The 515-nt window shown below is 63.3% G+C and carries 1 protein-coding gene; it reads left to right on the forward strand.

Annotation, left to right across the window (positions count from 1 at the left end; translation table 11 throughout):
- On the forward strand, positions 1-515 hold a 515-nt coding region (locus HTT03_RS00055), incomplete at both ends, for a hypothetical protein (RefSeq protein WP_425506269.1).

Raw genomic sequence — 515 nt, forward strand, 5'->3', positions numbered from 1 at the left:
GGCGCTGCTTTTGAGATCGAATGGGGCACCCCAATCAACTCCCGCGACATGGTCACGATCCTGCCCGTCGGCACCAAGGAAGGCGCCACCGGCCCTTACCGCCGCGTTGGCGACCAGACCACAGGTCAACTCATCGCGCCCGCCGAGCCGGGGCTCTATGAGTTGCGCTATATTCTCAATGAAGGGGCCAAGACCCTCGCCACCGCACCCATCGAAGTGACCGCCCCAGAAGCGACCATCAGCGGGCAGGAGACTGTCACCACCGGCGCTGCTTTTGACATCGAATGGGGCACCCCAATTAACCCTCGCGACATGGTCACGATCCTGCCTGTCGGCGCCAAGGAAGGCGCCACCGGCCCCTACCGCCGTGTTGGCGACGAGACCTCAGGCCAACTCACCGCACCTGCAGAGCCGGGGTTGTATGAGTTGCGCTATATTCTCAACGAAGGGGCCAAGACCCTCGCCACGTCACCCATTGAGGTGGTGGAAGCTGAGATCGGCATCTCTGCCCCCGG

The organism is Sulfitobacter maritimus (genome assembly GCF_013346665.1).
GTDB classification, from domain to species: domain Bacteria; phylum Pseudomonadota; class Alphaproteobacteria; order Rhodobacterales; family Rhodobacteraceae; genus Sulfitobacter; species Sulfitobacter maritimus.